The organism is Serratia marcescens subsp. marcescens ATCC 13880 (assembly GCF_017299535.1).
In the GTDB taxonomy this organism is placed as follows: Bacteria; Pseudomonadota; Gammaproteobacteria; order Enterobacterales; family Enterobacteriaceae; genus Serratia; species Serratia marcescens.
Genome location: NZ_CP071238.1, coordinates 4,432,469 through 4,455,417 on the forward strand (window position 1 = coordinate 4,432,469; position 22,949 = coordinate 4,455,417).

General features: G+C 58.2%; 31 protein-coding genes. 4 read left to right on the forward strand and 27 right to left on the reverse strand.

What is annotated here, in order from left to right; translation table 11 throughout:
- Nucleotides 1-3: 3 nt before the first annotated feature.
- Genes J0F90_RS21115 through J0F90_RS21135 form a run of 5 tightly spaced genes read right to left on the reverse strand, consistent with a single transcriptional unit; the run spans nucleotide 4 to nucleotide 5,028 of the window.
- Nucleotides 4-2,850, reverse strand: a complete 2,847-nt coding sequence (locus tag J0F90_RS21115) for a phage tail tape measure protein (protein WP_033639351.1) — start codon at nucleotides 2,848-2,850, stop codon at nucleotides 4-6.
- Nucleotides 2,843-2,965 (reverse strand): GpE family phage tail protein, encoded by a 123-nt coding sequence (locus tag J0F90_RS21120; protein WP_023456045.1) that lies wholly within the window; start codon nucleotides 2,963-2,965, stop codon nucleotides 2,843-2,845. The genes J0F90_RS21115 and J0F90_RS21120 overlap by 8 nt, the downstream gene beginning before the upstream one ends.
- A gap of 32 nt (nucleotides 2,966-2,997) precedes the next feature.
- The gene (locus tag J0F90_RS21125) at nucleotides 2,998-3,279 is read right to left on the reverse strand and encodes a phage tail assembly protein (protein WP_033639350.1); all 282 of its coding nucleotides are present in this window, start codon (nucleotides 3,277-3,279) and stop codon (nucleotides 2,998-3,000) included.
- A gap of 54 nt (nucleotides 3,280-3,333) precedes the next feature.
- Complete coding sequence (locus tag J0F90_RS21130) at nucleotides 3,334-3,843, reverse strand: phage major tail tube protein (RefSeq protein WP_023447563.1); 510 nt, start codon at nucleotides 3,841-3,843, stop codon at nucleotides 3,334-3,336.
- 15 nt (nucleotides 3,844-3,858) lie between these two features.
- A complete protein-coding gene (locus J0F90_RS21135; protein WP_033639349.1) occupies nucleotides 3,859-5,028 on the reverse strand; it encodes a phage tail sheath protein in 1,170 nt (389 codons plus the stop codon).
- 663 nt (nucleotides 5,029-5,691) lie between these two features.
- Between J0F90_RS21135 and J0F90_RS21140 the strand changes: the two genes are divergently transcribed.
- Entirely contained in the window at nucleotides 5,692-5,976 is a 285-nt protein-coding gene (locus J0F90_RS21140) for a biofilm development regulator YmgB/AriR family protein (protein ID WP_161781916.1), read from the forward strand.
- A gap of 168 nt (nucleotides 5,977-6,144) precedes the next feature.
- Here J0F90_RS21140 and J0F90_RS21145 read toward each other — a convergent pair whose 3' ends face one another.
- The 18 genes from J0F90_RS21145 to J0F90_RS21225 all read right to left on the reverse strand — a co-directional run bounded on the left by J0F90_RS21145 (nucleotide 6,145) and on the right by J0F90_RS21225 (nucleotide 17,824).
- Entirely contained in the window at nucleotides 6,145-6,690 is a 546-nt protein-coding gene (locus J0F90_RS21145; protein ID WP_033639348.1) for a tail fiber assembly protein, read from the reverse strand.
- A gap of 1 nt (nucleotide 6,691) precedes the next feature.
- A complete protein-coding gene (locus J0F90_RS21150) occupies nucleotides 6,692-9,523 on the reverse strand; it encodes a phage tail-collar fiber domain-containing protein (protein WP_050072200.1) in 2,832 nt (943 codons plus the stop codon).
- A gap of 9 nt (nucleotides 9,524-9,532) precedes the next feature.
- Nucleotides 9,533-10,066, reverse strand: coding sequence for a phage tail protein I (locus J0F90_RS21155; protein ID WP_015379109.1), 534 nt, complete (start codon nucleotides 10,064-10,066; stop codon nucleotides 9,533-9,535).
- Nucleotides 10,059-10,967 (reverse strand): baseplate assembly protein, encoded by a 909-nt coding sequence (locus tag J0F90_RS21160; RefSeq protein WP_033639347.1) that lies wholly within the window; start codon nucleotides 10,965-10,967, stop codon nucleotides 10,059-10,061. The genes J0F90_RS21155 and J0F90_RS21160 overlap by 8 nt, the downstream gene beginning before the upstream one ends.
- Before the next feature lie 4 nt (nucleotides 10,968-10,971).
- Nucleotides 10,972-11,322, reverse strand: coding sequence for a GPW/gp25 family protein (locus tag J0F90_RS21165; protein WP_033639346.1), 351 nt, complete (start codon nucleotides 11,320-11,322; stop codon nucleotides 10,972-10,974).
- Complete coding sequence (locus J0F90_RS21170; RefSeq protein WP_023447556.1) at nucleotides 11,319-11,459, reverse strand: hypothetical protein; 141 nt, start codon at nucleotides 11,457-11,459, stop codon at nucleotides 11,319-11,321. Before J0F90_RS21170 ends, J0F90_RS21165 begins: the two co-directional genes overlap by 4 nt.
- 10 nt (nucleotides 11,460-11,469) lie before the next feature.
- Nucleotides 11,470-12,099, reverse strand: coding sequence for a phage baseplate assembly protein V (locus tag J0F90_RS21175; RefSeq protein ID WP_033639345.1), 630 nt, complete (start codon nucleotides 12,097-12,099; stop codon nucleotides 11,470-11,472).
- Nucleotides 12,100-12,172: 73 nt separating this feature from the next.
- A complete protein-coding gene (locus tag J0F90_RS21180; RefSeq protein WP_033639344.1) occupies nucleotides 12,173-12,619 on the reverse strand; it encodes a phage virion morphogenesis protein in 447 nt (148 codons plus the stop codon).
- Complete coding sequence (locus J0F90_RS21185) at nucleotides 12,606-13,079, reverse strand: phage tail protein (RefSeq protein WP_033639343.1); 474 nt, start codon at nucleotides 13,077-13,079, stop codon at nucleotides 12,606-12,608. Before J0F90_RS21185 ends, J0F90_RS21180 begins: the two co-directional genes overlap by 14 nt.
- Nucleotides 13,051-13,281 (reverse strand): Rz1-like lysis system protein LysC, encoded by a 231-nt coding sequence (gene lysC / locus J0F90_RS24760; protein WP_229601625.1) that lies wholly within the window; start codon nucleotides 13,279-13,281, stop codon nucleotides 13,051-13,053. The genes J0F90_RS21185 and lysC overlap by 29 nt, the downstream gene beginning before the upstream one ends.
- Entirely contained in the window at nucleotides 13,175-13,603 is a 429-nt protein-coding gene (gene lysB / locus J0F90_RS21190; RefSeq protein WP_033639342.1) for an Rz-like lysis system protein LysB, read from the reverse strand. Before lysB ends, lysC begins: the two co-directional genes overlap by 107 nt.
- A complete protein-coding gene (locus J0F90_RS21195; protein WP_033639341.1) occupies nucleotides 13,600-14,112 on the reverse strand; it encodes a lysozyme in 513 nt (170 codons plus the stop codon). Before J0F90_RS21195 ends, lysB begins: the two co-directional genes overlap by 4 nt.
- Nucleotides 14,096-14,305 (reverse strand): HP1 family phage holin, encoded by a 210-nt coding sequence (locus tag J0F90_RS21200; RefSeq protein WP_015379117.1) that lies wholly within the window; start codon nucleotides 14,303-14,305, stop codon nucleotides 14,096-14,098. Before J0F90_RS21200 ends, J0F90_RS21195 begins: the two co-directional genes overlap by 17 nt.
- 2 nt (nucleotides 14,306-14,307) lie before the next feature.
- Complete coding sequence (locus J0F90_RS21205) at nucleotides 14,308-14,511, reverse strand: tail protein X (RefSeq protein ID WP_015379118.1); 204 nt, start codon at nucleotides 14,509-14,511, stop codon at nucleotides 14,308-14,310.
- Entirely contained in the window at nucleotides 14,511-14,999 is a 489-nt protein-coding gene (locus J0F90_RS21210) for a head completion/stabilization protein (protein ID WP_033639340.1), read from the reverse strand. The genes J0F90_RS21205 and J0F90_RS21210 overlap by 1 nt, the downstream gene beginning before the upstream one ends.
- A gap of 93 nt (nucleotides 15,000-15,092) precedes the next feature.
- Nucleotides 15,093-15,752: a phage terminase small subunit gene (locus J0F90_RS21215; RefSeq protein ID WP_033639339.1), complete on the reverse strand. Its 660-nt coding sequence runs from the start codon at nucleotides 15,750-15,752 to the stop codon at nucleotides 15,093-15,095.
- Between the two features lie 2 nt (nucleotides 15,753-15,754).
- A complete protein-coding gene (locus J0F90_RS21220; RefSeq protein WP_033639338.1) occupies nucleotides 15,755-16,966 on the reverse strand; it encodes a phage major capsid protein, P2 family in 1,212 nt (403 codons plus the stop codon).
- A gap of 42 nt (nucleotides 16,967-17,008) precedes the next feature.
- On the reverse strand, nucleotides 17,009-17,824 hold the full coding sequence (locus J0F90_RS21225) for a GPO family capsid scaffolding protein (RefSeq protein WP_033639337.1): 816 nt from the start codon (nucleotides 17,822-17,824) through the stop codon (nucleotides 17,009-17,011).
- 142 nt (nucleotides 17,825-17,966) lie between these two features.
- On the opposite strand from J0F90_RS21225, the gene J0F90_RS21230 reads away from it, so the two are divergent.
- Genes J0F90_RS21230 through J0F90_RS21240 form a run of 3 tightly spaced genes read left to right on the forward strand, consistent with a single transcriptional unit; the run spans nucleotide 17,967 to nucleotide 21,456 of the window.
- Nucleotides 17,967-19,739: a terminase ATPase subunit family protein gene (locus J0F90_RS21230; RefSeq protein ID WP_033639336.1), complete on the forward strand. Its 1,773-nt coding sequence runs from the start codon at nucleotides 17,967-17,969 to the stop codon at nucleotides 19,737-19,739.
- Nucleotides 19,739-20,425: a terminase large subunit domain-containing protein gene (locus J0F90_RS21235; RefSeq protein WP_060445964.1), complete on the forward strand. Its 687-nt coding sequence runs from the start codon at nucleotides 19,739-19,741 to the stop codon at nucleotides 20,423-20,425. The genes J0F90_RS21230 and J0F90_RS21235 overlap by 1 nt, the downstream gene beginning before the upstream one ends.
- Nucleotides 20,422-21,456 (forward strand): phage portal protein, encoded by a 1,035-nt coding sequence (locus tag J0F90_RS21240; RefSeq protein WP_033639335.1) that lies wholly within the window; start codon nucleotides 20,422-20,424, stop codon nucleotides 21,454-21,456. Before J0F90_RS21235 ends, J0F90_RS21240 begins: the two co-directional genes overlap by 4 nt.
- A 44-nt stretch (nucleotides 21,457-21,500) precedes the next feature.
- Here the strand turns inward: J0F90_RS21240 and J0F90_RS21245 are convergent, their stop codons facing one another.
- The 4 genes from J0F90_RS21245 to J0F90_RS21260 all read right to left on the reverse strand — a co-directional run bounded on the left by J0F90_RS21245 (nucleotide 21,501) and on the right by J0F90_RS21260 (nucleotide 22,893).
- Nucleotides 21,501-21,845, reverse strand: a complete 345-nt coding sequence (locus J0F90_RS21245) for a type II toxin-antitoxin system HicB family antitoxin (protein ID WP_223294898.1) — start codon at nucleotides 21,843-21,845, stop codon at nucleotides 21,501-21,503.
- On the reverse strand, nucleotides 21,842-22,096 hold the full coding sequence (locus J0F90_RS21250; protein WP_071605322.1) for a type II toxin-antitoxin system HicA family toxin: 255 nt from the start codon (nucleotides 22,094-22,096) through the stop codon (nucleotides 21,842-21,844). Before J0F90_RS21250 ends, J0F90_RS21245 begins: the two co-directional genes overlap by 4 nt.
- A gap of 369 nt (nucleotides 22,097-22,465) precedes the next feature.
- Nucleotides 22,466-22,663 carry a hypothetical protein gene (locus J0F90_RS21255; protein ID WP_126186641.1) on the reverse strand — a complete coding sequence of 66 codons (198 nt, stop codon included), beginning with the start codon at nucleotides 22,661-22,663 and terminating at the stop codon, nucleotides 22,466-22,468.
- Nucleotides 22,664-22,710: 47 nt separating this feature from the next.
- A complete protein-coding gene (locus tag J0F90_RS21260; RefSeq protein ID WP_227944620.1) occupies nucleotides 22,711-22,893 on the reverse strand; it encodes a hypothetical protein in 183 nt (60 codons plus the stop codon).
- Between the last annotated feature and the right edge of the window lie 56 nt (nucleotides 22,894-22,949).

Consider the following 22,949-nt stretch of genomic DNA (forward strand, 5'->3'; position numbering starts at 1 on the left):
GTTTTACCCTTCGTAGTTCATGCGGCTGCGCGCGGCCGCCGCGTGTTTGCGTCGTTCGGCCTCAAGCTGGCGCGAAACTTCGCGCGCAATAGATGCCGCGTCTTGGCCGGGGGCGCCGTACACCTGAATCGTGATCGGGGCTGGCGCCGTAGCGGGTGCGGCAGCCGGGGCCGACGCCATCACCGGTGTTGACAGCGATAACATCGCCGCCGACAGCGCCGCCGTTTTCCGGCGCCCGGTGACGTTGGCCGGGCCGTTGACGATCTCCGGGCCACGCTCGCCGACGATGCCGAACTGGCCGCTCGGGATGATGCCGCCCTTGTCGAATGCCCCTGCATAACCCGGCCCCGGCATCAGCTCAGGCGCCGGGCGATTGTATGAAATCGACGGGTTAACCTCCGCCTCATCGTCGCCAAACTTCATCCAGTCAGGCAGCATATCCGTGAGGCCTGCAAACTTGTCTTTCAGCGCCTGCCAGCGCTCGCTAATGCCGTCAATGACCCCGTTAATCATGTTCATCCCGGCTTCTTTGAACTGCCCCGGCAGCGCTTTAGCCCCGTTTACCAGCCCCTCCCATTTGCCATTAAGCCAGCCGGTCAGCCGATCCCATGCCTGAACCGTGGCGGCGCTCAGCGCCAGCCATGCCGCGTTAACACGCTCGCCGATGGTGTCCCAGACGGCGGCGGCACGCTCCGCAATGCCGCTCGCAACGCCCCAGATGCCGGTCAGCAGGCCGGGCAATCCGCCCAACAGCTGCAGCGGCAGGCTCAATCCGGCCGCGATCCATTCACCGAACATGCGCCCATAGCGCGCGGCCGTCTGGAGTTCGGCCTGTGAAGATTTCACCGGCTCGATCAGCTTGCCGAACCACTGCCAGACGTTGCGCACCATGTTCAGCAACGGCGTAAATGCGCCTGCCAGCGGGACAAGCGCGGCGCGCATCGGCGCGAAAGCGGCGCTGAAGCCTTCGCCGATACCCGTTAAAAAGGCGCTGATAGGCTCCCAATATTTACGGATAGTCAACGCCACACCGGCAATCACCGCCGCCGCCGCAACCACCGGCAGGGTGATCACACTGAATACGGCCGCAATCCCGGCGCCAACGGTGGTAAAGACCGTTCCCAGCAGCCCGGCCCCGGCGATCAACATATTGACCCCGGCCATTACCGGCCATGCAATAAGGCCCAGCGCGGCGAGGCCGCCGATCAGGGCCGTAACGCCCGCCGTGACTTTCACCAGTGTGCCGACCAGCTCAGGATTGGCCTTCACCCATGCCCCGGCCTTGGTCAGCCATTCAGTGGCGGAAACCGTGAGCGCGCGCAGCGCTGAGTTCTGACCGTCGAACACCTCAATGCGAACATCTTCCCACGCCGAAAACAGGTTTTTCAGGTCGCCGTCGAGGTTGTCCACCTTCACTCGGGCAATCTGGGCCGTAGCCCCTTTTGACTGGGTGACGGTGTTGTGTTTTTCGCTCAGCTTGCCATTACCGGCGGCGTCAATCAGCTTGATAGCGCCTTTCATCGCCTCTTCGCCAAAAATGACTTTCAGGTATTCGGCCTGCTGCGCGGTGCCGAGCTTGTTGGCTTTAAACGAGCCGTTAATTTTCTTGAGGATGTTCGCGATCGGCAGCATGTTCCCTTTGCCGTCCTTGGTTTTTACGCCCAATTCTGACAACGCATCAGCCGCCTGCCCGACCGGCGCCTGTAACCGCGTAAACATCGCACTGGCCGCCGTACCAGCCATAGACCCTTTGATACCGTTATCGGCCAACACGCCCAGCAAGGCGGTGGTGTCCTCGATACTGGCCCCGGCCGCCTCGGCGATCGGCGCGACGTACTTCATCGCCTCGCCAAAATCCATAAGGTTGCTGTTCGAGCTGGTGAAGCCTTTGGTCATCACATCCGCGACGCGCTGGATCTCGTCTATCGGCATGTTAAACGCTGATTGCATGTTGGTGATGATGTCGGCCGCGTCGGCGATGTCAAGATCGGAGGCCAGCGCCAGATTGACCGTTGATTCGGTCGATTTCAGAATGGCATCGCCGTTAAAGCCGGATTTTGCCAATACGGATTGCGTGCGGGCGACGTCCGTCGGCGAAAACGCAGTGGTGGCGCCAATATCCCGCGCCTGCTGGCGAATGGCGGCCAGTTGCTGGTCATCCTTCGCCAGCCCTAACGTGGCTTGCGTGTCTGACATCTGCCTGTCGAACTGCACCCCCGGCGCAATAAACGCCCCTTCAGCGACCAGCCCGGCGGTAGCGATACCCAGCCCGGCCGCGCTGGTATTACGGACAGCCGCGGTTGCCGATTGCCCGGCACGGTAACGCGCACTGACGCGGTTAACCTGCTCTTGCTTCTTGCTCAGGCGATCCAGCTCGCCGCGCTGGCGGCCCAGCGCTGTCGTGGCTTCGCTGGCGCTGGCCTTCAACCGGCGCTGTTCGGCGCTCAGGTTCCGGGTAGCGATGCCGTCAGCGTTGAGCGCGTCACGCTGGCGCTGCACCGACTGGCGCAGACCGTTGTATTTCGTCTGCAGCTCGGCGGCGGCGCGCTTTGATGCTTCCAGCAAGCGCGCTTGCTGCGCCGTGGGCTTTTCCGTCGCCTTGAACTGGACGGCCAGCGCCGCCGCTTCAGCCTTGGCGTTTTTCAGGGCCCGTCCGGTAACAGCGAGCTGGCCCTGCGCCTTGCGAAACCCGTCAATCCGGGCGCTTTGCGCGTCCAGAGCCTTGAGGGTTTGCTGCGTGGTTTTGATGTCACCGGCAAGCTGTTTGCTTGCCTGTTGGATACTCTTTAGCGGGCGGGTGGCTTGGTCTACGGCCTTCAGCAGCACCTGTAGCTGCAGGCTTTTACTCATCGTGATTAACTCCGCTGCGTTGCAGTGCCAAATGGCGCCAGTTCAACAGCTCCGTGAGCGTCATTCCGGCCATTTCAGACGGCGGCCAGTGGAAGATCACCGCGATGTCCGCCATCAGGTCATCAACGCCCAGCCGGGCGTCGGGGATTACGCCGCCGAGTTCGGCGACAAAAAACCGACCACTTTCCCGGCCAGCGCCACCAAATCCGGCAGCTCAAGGCGCGCGCATTCTTCTTTTGTCAGGTTCGGCACGGTCACACGCGGCAGCACAACCAGCAGCGCGTCAACGTCGGCGTTGGCGATCGCCGCCAGCCCGACGCCGCGCAGCGCGCCCGCGTTAGGTTTAATCACCTGCACCTCGGTGATGGTGGTTTCACCGCGCTGGATCGGGGTTTCGAGGGTAACGGTATTTTCTTTTGCGTCTTTCATGGTGTTCTCTCAAATCAGGGGGAAAAGGGCCAGCCCGGCGGGCTGGCGCAAAAATTACAGGCCGATCGCCTTGCGATGCTCGGCCAGCCGGTCAACGCCGTTGACCTTTTCGACCATGTTCACGGTATCGACTTCGATCAGCTCTTTGCCGTCCACGGTCAGCTTGAAGTAAGTACACTCGGTAGATACCTTGGTTTCGGTATCCTCGCCCTGCTTGTACTCGCCAAAGTCAATTTCCTTGTGGCGGCCGCGCATCACCACTTCCACAGCGGACACCTCGCCGGTGTCGTCACGCTGGAAGGAACCGGCAAAGCGCAGCGGCACAGCATCGACGGCGCCCCACTGCTTCAACACCAGCTCATCAATGCCGCCCATCGACCATTCAACGGCCAGCGCGTCATCGTCCAGCCCCATATCGATGGAGGCCGCACCGTTCATGCCGCCGCCCCGGTATTTCTCCAGCTTGCGGGTGAGCTTCGGCAGCGTCAGCGAGGACACGACGCCCATATAGCTGTAGCCGTCGTTGAACAGGTTCAGGTATTTCAGTTTTTTCGGCAGTGCCATGTTCTAACGTCTCCTTTAGCGGTTCACGGATGCCGCAAACGTCGCAAGATAGCGATCGGTGATGCGCTGGCGCAGGGTTAAATCTTCCAGCGGTGGCACCGGCGTGTAGTCGTAATCGATAAACAGCTTGCCCGCCTTCAGGGTTTCCTTGGTGTTGGCGCTTTCGTCGTACCAACAAGTACCGTCGATAATCAGCCCGGCGGATTTCAGCTCGCGGAATTTCGCGTTGATGCCGTCAATCATGTCGCGCACCAGCGTAGGCGTCACCGGACGGTCAACGGCCCATAGGTGCGCCTCGGCCATTGTGTCGGCCAGCACCTGCGCGGTGCGGGTGTAGTTCTCGAACAGGAACAACGGATCATCGGAGCAGGTGCGGGAACCCCAGAATTTAAAGCCGTCTTTGCGGATCAACGTAGTGACGCACGCTTGGTTTAACAGGTCAGCATCGGTGCCAGGCGCCTGCAAATCCCAGAACACGCTGGCGGTGATGCCGGTCACGCCGTTAACGCCGACGTTTGAAAGCGTCTTATGCCAGCCGGTTTCCGTGTCAATTTTGGCACGCAGGCCCAGCGCGCGGGCGGTGGCGTAGGCGATGTCGCTCTGGTTGGCGGTGGTGTTCCAGCTGACAAAATCCGGCCAGATCAGCATCAGCTCGCGCTGGCTGAAATTGTCGCGGTACTTAATCGCCTCCTGCACGGTTTTGCAGCCGTGGGCGCTGATATAGCCGAACGCGCGCAACTGCTGGCAAATCCCGGCGAGCGCCGTCGCGACCTCCTGATTATCCAGCCCCGGCACGCCGAGGATGCGCGGCTTAACGCCCAGCTCAGCCTGTGCAGATAACAGCGCTTTCATGCCGGTGTAACGGCCTTCAGCGTTCGCGCCGCCGATGATATTGGAGGTGGTTTCCGCCGCGTCTTTGCCGGTGGCAACGCGGACAACTACCGTGACCGGCTTCGCCTGTTCGGCGATCGCCCGCAGCGACGCCGCCAGCGTGCCTTTTTTACCGGCCTTGCCGGAGGCGGCCAGCACGTCAGTGATCAGTACCGGGGTATCAAGCGGGAAAACCGACGTGTCGGCATCCTCCGCCGTGCAGACCATGCCGACGATTGCCGTCGATACGGTGGAAATAACGCGGGTGCCGTCGTTGATTTCGACGACGCGCACGCCGTGATGATAATCGCCCATTAATTTGCTCCGGGTGGTGAGTAGGTGCAGGCATGATGACGCCCGGCGCGCCGGGCCGCACGCGGTGGGTGCTGGAAGGCCGACCAGACAACAGGCCGGGACGGATTGGGGATTTTTGAGGGAATGACGATCGTTTGCGCCGATCAATAACGCCTTATTGATCTATGCAATCAATTGGACGGATTTTAGCCGGGCGGGGTAAGGTCGAAAGGCAAAGACGCGGCAACATCAGGGAAAGCCGCAAACACAAAGCCCGCATCGCTGCGGGCTTTTTTCATGGCGCTAAGGGCATCAGTTCGAAAGTACGGGCTTTCGAATGGCACTTTTCCTAAGATTTCTCACTTCAGCACTTTTTGCTTGTTCCCCCCTCCAAAGTGGTATAGTGTCGCCAATAGACGACACACGCCTCTAGTCGTCACATGCAAATAGTTCATGTAGCTATCATCACGAAATTTCGCCCCGTCGTGGGGCATTTTTTTTAGCATTTATCCTAAATTCGTTCCTTACCGTTCGTAATTACTTGCCATGATTTCAGAACATTCCTAACCTAAAAGCGTTATTCAGGGTTCGCAATCCCTTATAACAACCTTTGTAACGCTTGATACACCAGAGACAAATCTTTGCCCGCTTCGGTGGGCTCTTTCAACCAAACTAAGGATGAGAATGGCTGCTCTAAAGACGACATCAGGATTAACGGCCAAATCCGAAAAATCATTGATTGGAGGGCTTATGAGTATTCATTACCTTACCGATAGTGAAACGCAGAACTTAGAAAAGGTGAGCATTGTTCTGGGCAGATGTGTTATAGATCTTCTTGTCCGCAAAAAAATAGTCAACACCGATAATATTCTTTCTCAAATAGTCGCTGAAATGGAAAAATCATCTGACAGCGATGAATTCCAGTTATATCGCACCACATTAGAGTTTGTAGGTACTCTTTCAAAATAACCGGGGAAACGTAACGATGAAAAATGAAATTGCAACCGCAATTACGATAGGAAGCATACTTCTGTTCGTCATCCTGATTGGCGCTCCCAATGTCGTAACAACCATGGTGCCATGACCATTTTACGTTAACTACAAAGATAAAAGCCCGCATCGCTGCGGGCTTTTATCTTAGGCGGCGGGTGCCACCGGCCAGTCAATTTCCGGGGCCGACGTCATATCAAGACGATTCAGCATTACACGGTATTTTTTCCAGTCCGCCAACATCGTTTTTTCTTCCTCGGTCGCCATGTCCAAGTCAACAGCATCCTGTAATGGCGCGATATGCCGCGCCACTGCCGCAATGCGGGCAACCTGTTCCTTTTTCGCTTGTTCCTGATATTCGTCAGGCGAATAACTGCGTTTGACAATGGCTTTCCCATCAAATACCCAACCGCCTGAAATATCTGCCCGGCGATTGGCGGTTGTGTTTGCCACTTCCGCGACACTTAACCCGACAGGCCACAACGTAGAAATATCGTTGTTGGCGGCAATGCTGCGGATAATCCCTTTTTCATCGTAGGCAACTTTTATCGTATCCTCCGCAAAATCTTTCTGGCAGTAATACCACTCCTGACCATCGTCAGAGAAAAGGAACATGGCATTATGCTGATTGCGTAATTTTAATTGCTCCGGTGTTTTTGGCTCGCCGAGCTGAAAGTTTTTAATATTCTTCATGTTATCGCCCTACTGTGATCCACTGACCATTTTTATAAATTTGGATGTAGCTCCAAAACAGCTCTTCAGCAGAGTAATCGCCGTCTTTGTTATTGAAACCGGTTAGTACGGTATTATCGTGATAGGTATAAATCCCGGTCGCGCCGACATGCATTTCCGCGCTGTATCTGACATTTTGAATAAAGTTCTGATTAACCCAGTCAATTGTCGCTCTGGCGCCAACATGCTGGTTAAAGGAGGGCCAATCAACCCGGCCATTAACCTGCTCAATCACCGCATCCCACAACCATTTATTACCCCAGCGGCTGCCCATGATGTTGCCGTCGCTGGCATGGGTGCTGTTACCGACCTTCAGGGTGCCCGCCACAGTGGCGTTTCGGTCTACCCATAAATCCTCACCCACAGAGATATTCTTGTCGGCGCGAATATATTTATTAACCGTCAGGCTATCGTTAATTCCCACGAAGTGCGCAAACGTGACATTCCCGGTTTTTACATCAACGCTGAAGGGGCGCAGGTTATTCCAGGGGCCGTACTGGTCTTTTGCATTAGTCAGCATCAAATACAACGCGTTGCCGTCATTGCGCCAGAAAGAGCCGTAATCGCCGCCGATCAGCCGGTAGTTATCGGAGCTGGTTGATTGGAACTCCGCATTTGTTTTCACCACGCCGGTAAACGTTCCGCCCCGGCTCATCATCACCGAATCCCAGCCGCTAAACGTCCCGTTAACGTTTACCGCCGCACGCAATCCGGGTTTACCGCCCGCCTCATGTGCAAGTTGCAAGTAATGTTGAAACTTACCGTTACCCGACGCAGTAGACAGATCGCTGGCATTGGTGGTGCACAAAACCGACCCCCACGGCACCGCCGCCCAAGAGCTATTTTCTGCACTCCATACCCCGGCAGATGTCGGCGCATTATTCCCCGTCAATACACGAGAAACCCCCATTCGTGCAGCAAAGTTATTACTGTGATCCGCCGCCTTCACATCGGTAAGCGTTGGTTTAAAGTCGGTGGTGTAAACGCGCGCCCATTTCTTTGCAGTTTCCGGATTATCATCACGCATCGAGCGTAAATAAAAATCTGTATTGCCGGAGCCGATTGCAAACTGCACATTGCGATAACGGTTTAATTTGAAGGTCAGCAGATTGCCGACCGCTCCATTCATCGGATACCCCTTCGATTGGGCCGCCAACTGCTCCAGCGTGAACCCGTTCGGCCGCGTCAGGTCATCGTCGGCGTTTACCGGCGGCGCGGACTCGCTGGGGAATGCCACACGCGGCAGGTTTAGCGTGTTGCTCATCGTGTCGCCGGTGCGCTTCACATAGCGACCATCAGCTTCGGTCTTATTCCATGCGTTGACATCACCGGCCAACAGGTTAACGTCCGTAGAGAGCGGCTTGCCGTTCACCTTGATAGAGCGCAGCGCGTATTTCTGCGCGGCCTGTGCATCCGTCAGGGCGCCCACATCTGCCGCCGTCGGTTTGTAGTCCGTGGTGTATACCTGCGCCCAACGTGTTGAGGCAGGGCTATCTTTTCGCAGGGAGCGCAAATAAAACGCCAGATCGCCGGAGCCAACCGCAAACTGAACGTTGCGGAATTCGTTCACTTTGCCGGTAAATAACACCCCCATGCCGCCCGGCACTGGATAGCCTTTGTTGGTCGTGGCAACCAATGATTCAACGGTAAAACCGTTCTCACGGTTCACATCAGTATCGGCGTTAGCGGTATTTTCGTTCGGGAACACGACACGCGGCAGCGCTAACGGGCCGCTCATTGTGTCGCCGCTCTGTTTTACAAATCGGCCATCGGATTCTTTTTTACTCCATGCGCCAACGTCTGCCGCCGTCGGTTTAAACTTCGTCGTGTAAGCCTGAAACCAAGTCACACCGTTTTCCGCGATATTTGAACGGCCAAAGAATGCGTTTCCGTTGTTTTGTACCGCCATATACGCGCCCGACGGGCCACCGTCGCAGGGCAAACTCAGCACGCCATAAACATCACCGCCCGGTGCATTCTTTGATGAGCCATTAACCCGATAGATTTCCCCCTGATTACAATAAGCATCTTCTCGGTGGCGTGAGCCGCTTCCCAATCCAAACGCACCGACCTCCATCAACTGCCCGCCAGCCACCCCGACGTTTTTCGTCGCGGCCGTACCTAACGCCAGATTGCCACGCGCGGCGGCCTTGTCGGGCAAGTCGGACAGATTGGCGGCCTTTTTCATGCTGGCATCGCTAACCGTTTTAAGCGCCTTCGGCGTGCTGGCTTTCGTTTCGTCGGTGCTGGTCGTCGCGCTGCTCAGTTGCACCAGCCCTTTCGCCGTGGTGCTGGCGTCCGGGTGGTTTCGGGTTTTCTCATGCACGGCGATCGCGTCGGCCACAAAATCCTTGGTCGCCAGTACGGTGTCGCCACCGGCGATCACCTGAATCGCCTCGGTGCTGCTGACAATCAGGATCATGCGCAGCGTCTGCGTGCGGCCGCTGCCCTCTTCAAGCTTCGGCTTGTAACTCTCCGCCATGTTGCTGACGGCAATCAGCGTCCCGGCCTCATCATAGAGGCCCATCTCACGCAGCCAGAAGCCGCCGACGTTTGCCGGAATAATCATCTCGGCCAGAATGTGATTTTTCAGCGCCTTATCGATAGTCAGCCCGTTGAGCGCCGCGCGGCATTTCTCGTTGACGAGTTTTGTTTGCGCCGGATTAGGCGTCGGCAGCGTGCCGTTCCCGTCGCCGACGGCCATAGAGACGATTTTCAACTGCGTGCCGCCCGCGCTGGCGGCGGCAATCTTGGCCGCCCCGGCGGTGGTAATAATCGCTTTGTATTTGCTCATAATTTTCTCTTATCCGGGGTAAACGGTAATAACATCGCCATCAATGGCGGCCGCGCCGGTGTAAATCCGGCCGGGAATGTCCTGCAAAATGTTGAGGCCGATCAGGTGGCGACTCAGGGGCTTGGCGTCGGCGATAAGGCGCTCCATTTCCTGATACATTTCCTCGGTGATGCCGGTTTCCAGCACGCCAATATCCAGCCGGAAGGTGCCGGGAGGATCGGCGCCGTCGGTGTGGAACCACTCAATGACATTAATCAGGTAGCCGAGCGGCTCCACCACGCGGCGCACGGCGCCGATGGTGCCCTTGTGCCGGTGAATGTAGAACGCAGCCGAAACCACGCCCCGCTTGACGTCCTCCGGCCACGCCTCATCCCAGCGATCGACAGAGAACGCCCACGCCAGATAGGGCAGCAGATGCACCGGGCAGGTTTTCGGGTTCCACAAATCACGCAGGGGAACCGGCACGCGCTCCAGCTCGGCACACGCGGCGGCGGCGGCAACTTCCAGCGGTGAGGAGCCGACAGGCAATAGACGGTTAGTCATCGGCGCGCCCTGGGGTAATGTTCACACCGGTGCAGTAACCCGCCTGCGTTTTATCCAGCACGATGTCGGCGGCCGGTTGAGCAACTTCAACACGTTCAACACCTTCCACGGTCAGCGCCGCGATGATGCCGGAACGCCGGATACTGCGGCCTAAGCGGCGCATGGTCAGTACATAATTTTGCAAACGTTGTTTCGCCTCCGTGAGGATCGGCGCAACCTCCGGGCCGGGATAGAGAAACAGCGTGGCATCAATGCCATAGCGGGTTATTTTGGCCGCTTGCACGATGACGCGATCGGCGACCGGGCGCACGTCCTCATCATTCAGCGCATCGCGGACAACCTGCAGCAGTTCGGGGCTGGCGGTGCCGTCGCCGTCCCGTGACAACACAGTGACGGTCACGTTAGCCGGTGATGGGCTGATTGCTGTCACATCGGCCACCCGGCCATCGGCCGAGCGGGCGTGAAAACGATAGGAACCGGCAGATCCCGCCGTGCTCATCCCTTCGAAAGCATCCTGCAGGCGCAGGCGGTAGTCTTCATCCGCTTCCATAACTGCCGGTGTCGGCGGAATGGTGCTCTCATCGGCCGGGGCGATCACCAGTCGCGGCGTGTTGAAGTTGGCGCCGAGCTGGTCGAGGTCTTCGCCGGTGGAATATGCCAGCATCACCGCTTTGGCGGCATCATTGACGCGCTGGCGTAAAATCACCTCGCGGTAGGCATTCTCCTGCAGCAACTTAACGATCGGCTCCGACTCCAGCGCCAGCGTGCGCGCGATGGCCTCCCGCTGTTCCTCCGGATAAAGCGAAATCAGCGTAGCCTTTCGCTCTGCCAAAATGTCTTCATAATCCAGCACCTCAACGACAATCGGCGCGGGCAGCTGTGAAAGGTCAATCGTTGCCATGGTTTCAGCTCACAGGAACAGACAGCGACAGCGCGCCGGGGGCATCGGTGCGGGTGCCGGTGATGTCGATCACCATCTTGCCGTCATAGGTGGTATTAAAAGCGATGCCGGTCAGCTTAACGCGCGGCTCCCATGCCAATATCGCGCTGTAGCAGGCGGCCATAATCTGCAGGCGCAGCGCGTCGTTCTGCGGCTGGTCGAGCAGCTCAGAGAGCAACGAGCCATAAGCCCGGCGCATCGGGCGCGAACCCTGCGGCGTGATCAGGATGTCCGCCACGGACTGGCGAATATGCTCGATGTCCGTCAGCGTGCGGCCGGTGCCTCGGTTCATGCCGATATATTTAGCGCTGTTCATGACAGCAGCAGCCCGATAAACAAGAACCAGCCCCAGCCGGAGACTCCATTAAGTGCCAGCATGACAGCGCCCGATAAGGCAATCGCAGCACCCAATCGAGAAACAAGAGTGGCCAAAATTACTGATAGGGTTTTCATACTGGTGTCCTCATGAGGGTTTATCGGTTCTCCCGCCGCCGGTCTGGACGCCGCCGTGGGTGTGCATATCAACAACAACGCCGTTGGATGAGAACGAGCCGCCGCTGTGCTCAATGTTCCCGTGCATCGCCCCGCCTTTTTTCACTTCCAGCGTGCCGGTGGTGAGTTTGTTGGTGCAGACCACCTCCGGCGCATCGAGCGTGATTTTGTCAGCCGTAACGATCACCACTTTGGTGCTGGCGGTGATGGACTCCGACGCCTGCACGTCGGCGGTTTTAATCCCTGACACGCTCAGCGCGCCGGTTTCCGGTTCGTACTCGATAACCGCGCCATCAGGGAATGCGATATGCAGCGCATCCGCCGACGCAGACGGGGCCGGGAAGTCGTCAGAGAAAATGCCGCACAGCACAAACGCGGTATCGAGTTCGCCACCCAGCGCAAAGATCAGCACCTGCTCACCGACCGAGGGCGCCGACCAGCTGCGAGTACGCCCGGCGCGACAGGTTAGCCAGTTGAGCCAGTCGGTAAGATTGCCGCCGGTTTCGACGCGGCACAGGCCGTTATCAAGGTCAACGGTGCTCACGGTGCCGATGCGGATCAGGTTGCGCAGCAGGCGCAAAATGTCGTGTTGATTGTTCATGCTGGAAGGATGCCGCCCGGCGCGGGCGGCGACAACGCGATGAGGTTGGAAGATCGGAGGCACAACAGGGGGGTTATTCTGCGATGTGTTCTATCACGGCCGTTTCTATGATTTTGACGTCATCCGGGCCAAATCCCAGCAACGGACGGGCCTCATATTTTACCGCCTCGCTGTGCGGCGTCGGCCGATCGCGCAGGCCGTAATGGTGAACGTTTACCATGCGTTTCACACGCCCGACAAACTCAACCACCGCTGCATCGCTGTTGCCCTGGGCTTTCAGATAGCGGGCCGTGCGCAGTTTGGAGAACATCGCCCGATCGCGAAGGCGCTTTTTGTTGCGAAGCCGCGTTTTGCGCGGCGCGTAGGGTGTGCCGTCCGGCGCCTGCTGGCGTTTGATGTGTTGCTGTTGACCGGCGCGCAGGCGCTTTGACACGGCAACAGCCAGCGACTTACGCGACTGCGGCGACAGCTTGGCAATCAGCCCGGCCAGCAGGGTGTCAAAGGGGTTAAGCTCGCTCATTCCATTCACTCACTAATTCGCCGTGAACAAAGAGCTGCATCGGCCGCGTGATGTCCTCCGGTAACGGCGGCTCCGGCAGGTGCTTAACGTGTAGTGCGCCGTTCTGTTCGCTGACCACGACACGCTCGGTCAGCTGCAGCGATACGCTGAAATCGTAAGAGCCGTTGTTGTTGAAGTCGCTCGCGAAGGTGATCCCGGTGCGACGTTTCTCCTCCGTTGCCATGATGTCCGGCTGGTTTTCCCGTAGCCATGCCTGAATCGGCACCATGATTAAATCCAGATCGCCGGTGTAGTCCAAAAACAGCAGGTTCAGCGTATAGCGGTACTCATGGGACAGCGAGACGGCAAGCGTGGCGGCCACATTGCCGCGATCTACCCGAACTTGCAGGTTTTCAGGGTTGCGCTGTAGCCACGGCAGGCAGCGTGTCAGCTCAGCGCGGAGCTGTTGCGGTTTTAACATCGTGGTGTTCCTGACAGTGTTTTATCGTTTCGACCTGCACCGCGCAGGCCGCCAAGGCGTTTTCAAGCTGGCGAATATCGGCGCTCAGATCGCCATTAGTCGCCGGGTGGCTGGCCGGGATTTGGCACGGACTCACTTTCGGACAGCCAACGTAGATAATCCGCGGCGCCGGTGAAGCCGGGGCGCTGGTGCAGCCGGGCAACGTCAGCAGGCAAAGCAGTGTTAAACCAGTCCCGTAATTGCTGATTTTCATTGAGTAACCTCTGTATTTTCTGCTCACGCGTCAGCGCCAGCCGGTGCGCGGCGTTTAGGTCGCCCCTTAACTTTTCCTCTTCCTGCGCCAGCACACCTACCGCCGCCTGCAACGTGTCGATCGCCGCGCGGGTATCGGTCAGCGCCGCCGCAATCCGGCCGTTCTCCTGCCGGGCGCTTTCCAGCCGTTCACCCAACGTGACAACCTGCCATTTCATCCAACCGGCGACGATCAGCGCCAGCACCAGAAACCACCCGATCGCGCGGCTCATGGCGTGGCCCCGATCAGGCAGTGGGCCAGCTCCGCCGCCCGGCGCCGTTCCAGCCCCGGCGATTTGACGCCGTTGACGAACACCCAGCGCGGCAACTGCAGGCAGGCGTTGCGCCAGTCCTGCCGCTTGATGAAACCGGCCAGCGTAGAGCCGCAGGCGGCCGTGACGCCGACGTTAAAGGCAAAGGACACCACCGCGTCATAAACCGGCGGCGGCATCGTGACAGGCATACAGCGCCCTATGCCTCGCTCCACGCGATACACGTCGGCAACGAGGTTAACGGCAGCTTGGCGCTCGCTGATAACCGCGCCGGGCTTTACCCCGGCCGTGTGGCCAATGCCGCTTGTCCAGACGCCCGCCTGACACTGGTACGGCGATAAACGACAGCCCTCGAAATCGGCCAGCAGGCGCAACCCGGCCTCAGAGATCTGCAGCGCGCTGAATTGCGGCAGCAGCACCGCCAGCGCCAGCACGGCGGCCACACTGCAGCGTTTAGCGATTGAGTTCATCGTAAACCCTCCGGCTGACGCCCAATTTGTTCAACAGCTGGTAGCTTTTGCGGCGGTAGTACCAGTTAACGAGGAACGTGCCGACGCCCACGGCGGCGCCGACCATAAAGGCGATGTCCTGCGGACTGTATCGGCCAATCCAAGCGAGAAAGGCCGCTACGGTATAGGCCACCCACGACGTAATTTTCTCCATTGCTAATCCCATAAATTGACGGTTTCACGCTGCGGCGCGGCGGTCACGTCCGGCAGCTCGACCGGGTGGCCGTGGGGCAAAATCGCCCCGGCAGCGGCCAGCCCTTCATTTAGCGAATAGACCTGCTCAACCACGCCCTGCGTGCGCCCGTAGTAGCGCCAACAAATCGCGTCAACGGTGTCGCCCTGCAGGGCGTAGACTCTCATCAGAGCAGCCCGATGATGCAGTGGCTACGCTCGGCCACGTTACTGATCGCGTTGCGGGCGTTGCGCCACAGCTCGCCGATCGAGGCTTCGACCACATCAGCCTTGCGGCCGCCGGTGGCGGTGGTGTCAAAACTGCGGTATTGCTCCGAGAGCGTCGCCATGGTCATCGCGCTAACGGCGTTGCGGTATTCGCTCACCCGCACGCTTTCGCCGTCGAGCTGTTCGCCCGGCACATCCTCAAGCCGCTGATAGCCGTCGGCCATCTGGTCGCGGCGGAAAGTGAACAGCTCGGCGTTGACCTCCGCGATCGCGCTTTTAATTGCCAGCCGCAGGCGCGGGGCGGTGATGGTGCCTTCAATGCGCATCACGTCGCGCACGTCCGCCGGGTCAATGTCCGGCCAGAAAAAGACGTTTTTAACGATCGGCTCATCCTCCGGGCGCGGTGCTGGCGCGTCCGGGCGTGGCCGTTGGATCACAACGGTGCTCATATGACCTCAGAAAGTTAGGGGGCGGTGGACGACGGCGTTGACGAGGTGAAACCTGTCGCGGCCGTCGTGCCGCCCGGCGCGGGGCGCGTTCTGTCAGCGGCTGGCGGCGGTGCGTATTGCCCGCTCCAGCCGTTCAATGTCTTTTTTCACGCCGCAGCCGTTATGCAACTGCAGCGCACGCTTAAGGTGGTTCAATGCCAGTTCAGCCCTGCCCGCCGCGCGCAAGACGTACCCGGTGATTTTGTGCAACTTGGCGCGCACTTGGTCGGGCATGTCTTCTGCGTCGGTGAGTTCCATCGTCTGCGTGAGGTGGTCAATGTTGACCGGCTCCCCGGCCTCAAAGGCGCGGGTGGCAGACTCGGCGACGTCTTCTGCGATGAGGTATGGCGTGGAGCGCGCGAAATTGCCCGGCGGCACCAACTGGTAGCGCAGCGCATAGCGGGCGATGTCCAGCGCGCCGGGAATGTCCCCGGCATCCAGACGCCAGATCATGACCGTCATCAGAATGGCGTCCTGCGCGCCGCGACCTTCGGCCAGCACACCGGCAACCCAGGGGGCATAGTCCGGCAGCAGTTGGCGCTTGAGTTCGGCCTTACGCTCTTGTGAGCGCACCTGTTTGAGCTTTCGCTTATCTTCATTGAGTTTAAGCATCATCCGTTCATAGCCGTTGGCGTGGCGCAGCGGGTCATTCTCCCGCTGCGCGGCCTCGACCGCTGACTGGCGCATAAGGTGACGGCGGGCAGGGCTGGTCATGGTTATTTACCGCCTTTCGCTTTGTCGTCTGCCGGTGCTTCCTCCGGGTCTTTCACTTCGGCGACTGGCTCCGCTGGGGCGGTGGCAACCTTCACCGCTTCAACAATGGCACCGGCCAGCGCCTTAATGTCATCGCCGGAGGTCGGCAGTGCGGCCTTGGTTTTTGGCTCGGTCGGCTTGACGGCCAACAGCTCGATGTTCTCCACCAGACAGCCGCAGGCGTAATCCTCCACCACATAGTCCTCGTTGATGGACTCATAGTTTTCGATTCGGTCACGCTTCGAGTTTTCCACCATATGGCGGCGGTGTGTGTCTTCCTGCCAGTAGATAGACAGATTATCCATACGTGTAATCAGCAGCGCATCCGCCGGGAAGTACGGGACACGCACAGCGGGCAGGTTGCCAATGCGCTTCTGGCTGATAATCAGATCGGCGGCCAGCGCTTCAGTGTTGGGCTGCTCCTGATTGACGAGCGGGAAATACTTGTCCGCCAGCAGCTGGCGCCCGCAGATCACCACCAGTTCAGGGTCTTCCTGATACCACGGCGCAATCAGGGTGTTGGTGGCATCCATCACCAGCGCGTCGAGGTTGGCGTAATCGCCACCGACACCCACGCGGATGTTTTCAGACTCCACATTGCCATCGATACCCACGATTTTATCCAGCACACGGCCCGGCGCGTTCTCGCGGTACTTCTGCAACCAGCCCGGCGCAATGTCCTGCAGCAGCGGGAATTTAACGCGGTTGGAGGTTTTGGCGCGGTGCGTACCGTTAAAGCCGATCATGATGCGGTCGAGCGCCTGACGTTTCACAATCGCATCGCGTAAACGGGTCTGGAAGTCCTGATAACGCGCCCACAGGTCGAGAGTGTTGTAGCGGATGTGGAAATCGTAGTTCACCTGTTGGCAGAAATAGCCGTCGGCGTCCAGCGTGGCGAAGTCGGCCGTTTCGCGCTCATCGCCGCCGGCGGTGTCGGTGGTGCTGGCAATCGTGCCGCTGACATCCAGCCCGATTTTTTCGCCTTTCATCTCCGGCACCGGCACGATATTGATGCGGGTCAGGAACGTGGAGGAATCCTGTACGCGGGTCATAATGGTTTGCGTAACGGACGGCTCAACGCTGAATTTTTTATCCAGATCGCCGGTAGCGACGCCGTTCAGTTCGGCGAGGCGGGACAGAAAAGCATTAAATTTAAAACGAGTTTGCTTGCGCATTTTTCTTCCTGTTTTTGTTCGGTTTTATCGGGTGTGACTGCCTTAGCAGTCGGTCAGCACGTCTTGTGCGCTGTTGCCGCCGGTGGCATCCGGGCGCGCCTGCTGGCTGAAATCTTCCGAGGTGGAAAGCTGGGCTTGCAGCGCGCTGAACGCATCGCTGCCGGTTTTTACCTGTTGCTTGAGGTCGGCAACCTGCTCGCTCAGTGCAGCGAATTTCTCGGTAAAGCGGGTGTCCGCTTCCTGCAACTGCTCGGCCACGGTCATCACGGCGCCTTCCATCTCGCCAAAGCGCGCATCGTCGGTGGCTTGTTTACGGCTAAACATCGCTTTGATGCGGGCAGAGAATGAGGTTTCCGGGTCAGCGTTCGGCCCGAAGTCGAAACAGACTTCGAGCGGCGCGGAAAACTCAACGTTTTCGTGGCGGCGGCTGAACTCCAGCATGTCAGTGCCAAGGCTCGCCGGATCATCGGTGACGGCCAGTCCGACCAGATAAGACTTGCCGGTTTTGGCGAAATCGCGGCGGATCTCCATCGAGGTGAAAACCTTTTGGCCCGCGCCAACCATCGACACCAGATCGTCGGTCGGGGCCAGACTGGCATACAGCGCCCACTTGCCGTGTAACAGCGGTTCGTCCGGCTCGTCGATTTTCTCGGCCTTCAGCTCAACCACGCCGCCGTAACGACGAAAATAGCCGTCCGGCAAAATCCCCTTGATGTGCTCCATATTGATGCGGGCGCCGTACACCTTCGGGCTGTAGGTCGCGGCCATCTGCTGAATATCCGCAGCGCCGATCTCGCGGCCGTCAACGGTGTCGCCTTCAACGCCGATGCGGAAAAACTTAGTAACTTTCTTTGCCATGTAAACGGCTCCGGTTGTGGTGATTGGGTTCGGGGCTAGTTTCGGGGGAATGGCGGCGCGTCTCAACGCGTTGCGGTTGGAAGATCTGAGGCACAACAAGGGCTTAATGCGAGCCGCCCGGCGCTTTCGTAGCCTTGGCGGCATGCATACGACACAAGCAACAACCATCATCAGCGATCCGCGACGCCAAGCTGCCTTGCTCTACTGGCAGGGCTTTTCTGTGCGCCAAATTGCGGAAACGCTGAACCTCAAGGGGCCGACCGTGCAGAGCTGGAAGCTGCGCGATAAATGGGACGACATCGCGCCCATTTCCCGCGTGGAGCAAAGCATGGAAGCACGGTTGATTCAGCTCATCATGAAAGACGTCAAGGAGGGGAAAGACTTCAAAGAAATCGACCTGTTAGGCCGCCAGATTGAACGGCTGGCGCGGGTCAATCGCTATTCGGCGACTGGCAACGAGGCGGACTTAAACCCGAACGTCGCCAACCGCAACAAAGGCGAGCGCAAGCCCGCCGAGCGCAACGTGTTCAGCGAGGCCGCCGTGGAGAAACTGCAATGTATCTTCACGGAAACCACCTTCGAGTATCAAATGGGGTGGTATCGCGCCGGGCTGCAACACCGTATCCGCAACATCCTGAAATCGCGCCAGATCGGCGCCACGTTCTTCTTTGCCCGCGAGGCGTTGCTCGATGCGCTGACCACCGGCCGCAATCAGATTTTCTTGTCGGCCAGTAAGGCGCAGGCGCATGTATTCCGCAATTACATCATTGATTTTGCGCGGCTGGTCGAGGTTGACCTGAAAGGCGATCCGATGGTGCTGCCGAACGGCGCCCGCCTGATGTTCCTCGGCACCAACGTGCGCACCGCGCAGAGCTACACCGGCAATCTGTATCTTGATGAGTATTTCTGGATCCCGAAATTCCAGGAGCTGCGCAAAGTCGCCAGCGGGATGTCGCTGCACAAGCGGTGGCGCACCACCTACTTTTCCACGCCGTCGAGTCTGGCGCACTCCGCTTATCCGTTCTGGTCGGGAGAACTGTTCAACAAAGGCCGCCGCAGTAAAGCCGATCACGTTCAACTCGACCTCAGCCACAGCCACCTGTCAAAAGGCGTGCTGTGCGGTGATGGGCAATGGCGCCAGATTGTCACGGTTGAGGATGCGCTGACCGGCGGCTGTAACCTGTTCGACCTCGATCAGCTTTCGCTCGAATACAGCCCGGCAGAGTATCAGAACCTGCTGATGTGTGAATTTGTGGACGATACCGCGTCGGTATTCCCGTTCGCCGAGCTGCAAGGCTGCATGGTCGATACGCTGGAAGAATGGGAGGACTTCAACCCTTACGCCGTGCGGCCGTTCGGTTATCGCCCGGTGTGGATCGGCTACGACCCATCGGAAGCCAACGGCGGCGACAGCGCCGGGTGTGCGGTGATCGCGCCGCCAATGGTGGCCGGGGGCAAGTTCCGCGTGCTCGAGCGCCACCAGTGGCAGGGCATGAACTTTGCCGATCAGGCCCAGAAGATTAAAGACCTTACCGAAAAATACTGCGTGGAGTACATCGGCATCGATGCGACCACCGTCGGCCAAGGTGTTTTCCAGTTGGTGCGCGAGTTCTTCCCGGCCGCGCGGGAGATCAAATACACCCCGGAAATCAAAACCGCCATGGTGCTGAAGGCAAAAGACACCATCGGGCGCGGCTGTCTGGAATACGACACCAGCCACACCGACATCACCGCCGCCTTTATGGCGATCCGCAAAACCATGACCGCCAGCGGCGCGCGTTCCACCTACACCGCCAGCCGCAGCGAAGAAGCCAGCCACGCCGATGTCGCGTGGGCAATCATGCACGCCCTCTTGAACGAACCGCTGACCGCAGGCAGCGGCCACAGCAGCCCGAACATTTTGGAGTTTTACTGATGAAATACGCATTTACTGCTCAGCAACTTGCTGACCTGAAATCACTACTGAACACCATGGCGACGCCTTACCAGCGCCGCTGGTACGCGGAAGGGCTGGCACATCGCAGCCGCAGCTATACCAAACACCGCCAAGCCGGGGCCGATATGTTCTTTGCACTGGAAGGGCTGATCGACGCTCTGGAAACCGGGCGTAATCAGCACTATTTCGCCCCATTGCTAAAATACTCGCTGGCGTGGTCGCGTAAATACATTTGCCACTTTGCGGCGAAAGTCGGCATTCACATCGCACAAGATGACAGCAAGATTACGCTGACCAATGGCGCCGAAATCGCTTTTCATGGCGGCCTCGGCCTCTCACTGGCCGCATTGCACGGCAACGTCTACTTGAGCGAATACGCATGGGCGAATCACCCTTACGCCATTTTCCAGAGCGCGCTCGCCGTTTCCTGCCATTCACGCTATCGCCTGACGCTGTTCACATCCGTATCACCCAATCCCGAGGCGTTCGCCGTGTGGAAACGCTCGCAGGCCAAGGGATTTTCACAGGTACACACGATCGAGAACACCGCCGCACAGGGCGGACTTTGGGACATGCAGGATGTTGAAAACCTCAAGCGGGAATGCACTGCGGAGGAATTCCGCCAGTTGTATCTTTGTGAGTGGCCACAGGAGGTAGCACTGTGAGCAAGCGCAAAGGCCGTAAGGCACTCACCACCCCGGCGCCAGCCCAGCCAGCAGAGCAGAAGCAGGATTTTGAGGCGTTTACCTTTGGCGAGCCGTCCGCGGTGCTGGATAAGCGGGAAATTCTGGATTACATCGAATGCACGACCAATGGCAAGTGGTACGAGCCGCCGATCTCATTCGACGGGCTGGCGCGCAGCGTGCGCGCCGCCGTGCATCACAGCTCGCCGATGTACGTTAAACGCAACATTTTAGCGTCAACGTTTATCCCGCACCGGCTGTTAAGTCAGCAGGAGTTTAGCCGTTACGCGTTGGATTATCTGGTGTTCGGCAACGCCTATTTAGAAGAGCGCCAAAACCGGCTCGGCGCGCCGCTGCAGCTGAAATCCTCCCCGGCCAAGTACACACGGCGCGGCGTGGATCGCGGCGCTTACTGGTTCGTGCAGGACTGGAAAGAGGCGCACCGCTTCAAGACCGACAGCGTTTTTCACCTGATTGAGCCGGACATCAATCAGGAACTTTACGGCCTGCCGGAGTACCTCAGCGCGCTTAACTCCGCCTGGCTGAATGAGGCGGCGACGCTGTTCCGCCGTAAGTATTACCAGAACGGGGCGCACGCCGGTTACATCCTGTATATGACCGACGCCGCGCAAAGTACAAGCGACGTTGACAGAATGCGCCAAGCCATGCGCGACACGAAAGGCTTAGGGAACTTCCGCAATTTGTTCATGTACGCCCCGAACGGCAAGCCGGACGGCATTAAAATTTTGCCGCTGTCCGAGGTCGCCACCAAGGACGACTTTTTTAACATCAAGAACGCCAGCCGCGACGATCTGCTAAGTGCGCACCGTGTACCACCGCAGATGATGGGGATTATCCCGAACAATACCGGCGGCTTCGGGGACGTGAAAAAGGCCGCTCAGGTGTTTGTGCGCAACGAGCTAACGCCGCTGCAAGAGCGCATGAAGGAGGTGAACGACTGGATCGGTGAAGAGGTGATTAGATTCGCGCCGTATGAGTTGCCGACCGAATAAGCAGAAAGCCGCCAGTGATTGGCGGCTTTTTTGTTGGCGCTGGATCAGGAATGCTTTTCGATAACCAGATCAACACCTTCATTCAGCAGTTCATTAATCGACTGCCCGGTGGCCTGTGCGGCAATGGCTAACGCCTGATGGCGTTCCGGCGACAGGCGGGTGGTTACTTTGCCGCTGTACGACTTGTAAGGCTCGATGCCGTCTTTATGGCACTCATCGAGAAAGACCGCGAGTGAGATCGCGCCTTCTTTCTTCAGCTCGTCCACGCTGTAGGCGTAGAAGTCGGCGCCGCCATTCAGCCCGACAAACTCGCCCCGGAACATTTCAATTTCAGGGTCGAAGTTGATGACGGCCGTATGGCCGTCAATTTTCAGTGTGTTATTCATCATGGTTTTATTCCTAAGCTATCCAACCAGATCCGAATGGAGTTAACCGCCCCCTTGTCAGTGGTAGGTCTGGGGTGTGGCCGGTGAAAGACTCTTTTTTCACCTTTCAACAGCACCGCGATCCTAGAACCTTCCCTTTCGTGAATCTCCGCCCCTAATGCGGTAAAAAGCGCCTCAATATCAGACCACTTTATAGAACCGTTGACAGGCCGGGCAAACACATCTGACAGCGTTTTTTGGTGTCGTTTGTTCATGGGGTTTATAGTATCACTTTATGACACCATTGCAAGAATATTATGGTGTCGTTTTTTGGTGTCACTGATTGGCGATATTATGCAGTGCGCTGTAAGCGCCTGAGAGCGCCATCATGGCGCCACGACATCAAACCCCATTCTCATGCAAGTATTGCGATAAATCGCCGTGACGGGACGCTGGCGGCTCTTTTGGGAGGGGTTCAACACGGCTTGCGCGCAATGCTATCCCCGCCTCGCCTGCGCGCTTTATGTGTCGCTTTTAATGCAGTTGCATGATCCGGCGCGATCCGCGCCAGTGCTGGCGCTGCGGGGGTAAAAATAACACCGGATCATCATGCGATTTCATGCACTCTATGCATGCATGGGCTATCAGCAGAGAAAAAGGTAAGTATTGTGCTGATAACGCCCCTCGTCAATCAGCCTGAAAACGTGGCCGGACTGGTGCTTGATGTAGTAATTCGCCTCTTCAGGCGTTAGGTGTGTGCCGAGCCGGTTTGCGGCGTGAATGAAATCAACGGTCTTTATGCGGCGGCCCTTGCCGTTCTCGTTGAAGTTAAGCGCCTCCATAAACGCCCCGGCTAAGTTTAAATCTCGTCTCATACGTCACCTATGGATTAAGAGATCGCGGCAAGCTGCCTGATCACTTCTGCTTTTTCAGGGGTAATGCTGGTTTTCATCTCCCCCGCCAGTTCTGAAATCCATATCAGTGCAATGTCTTTGTCTTTCGCTTGGCTCTCATAACAAACCCCCAGACGGGCGATGAGTTCAATTCTTTCTAAAACAACCACTTCATCCACTGCTTGCACCCTTTCCCTCCGATGCTTAATTACTGTATGCATATACAGTATATGCC